1 protein-coding gene is annotated in these 684 nt (G+C 61.5%); it reads left to right on the plus strand.

From position 1 onward, the window contains the following. A partial coding sequence (locus tag ACJHWT_RS25465) for an RHS domain-containing protein (RefSeq protein WP_224479674.1) occupies positions 1-684 on the plus strand: 684 nt, incomplete at both ends.

Raw genomic sequence — 684 nt, forward strand, 5'->3', positions numbered from 1 at the left:
GGCGAGGATGAACTGCTGAAGACGCGGCACAGCCGGCGGGGGGAAACGGATTACTTCTACGACCCCACGGGGCGCATCACGGCGTGCCGCTCGGAGGATGAGGGGTATCTGGCGAGCTGGCAGTACGACGCGGCGGGAAACCTGCTGGCGCGGCGCGCGGGGGAAAGGGCCACGGCAGAAAACAGCGTGGTGCCGTTCAACCGGCTGATGTCTTACCGTGGTGTGCACTACCGTTACGACGAATTTGGCCGTGCGGTGGAAAAGGAGGGGCGGAGCGGAACGCAGAGTTACCGTTATGATGCGGAACACCGGATGGTGGAAGTGACGACAGCGCGGGGGACATACCGGTATGTGTACGATGCGCTGGGGAGGCGGACGGAAAAACAGCACATCAGCCCTGACGGTAAACCGTACAACCGGACGACATTTTTATGGGACGGAATGCGGCTGGCGCAGGAGAGCAGGCCGGAGGGAACAGACAGCCTGTACATCTACAGGGACCCGGGGAGTTATGAACCGCTGGCGCGGGTGGATAAGGCGGGCAAAGAGGGCCCGAACCGGATACTGTATTTTCACACGGATGTGAACGGCGCGCCGGAAGAGATGACGGACAGTGACGGGAAAATCGTGTGGGAGACGGGGTATCAGGTCTGGGGTAACACGATACAGGAGAAGGACCACGGC

This window comes from Escherichia sp. WS338 (assembly GCF_046486405.1).
Taxonomy (GTDB): domain Bacteria; phylum Pseudomonadota; class Gammaproteobacteria; order Enterobacterales; family Enterobacteriaceae; genus Escherichia; species Escherichia coli.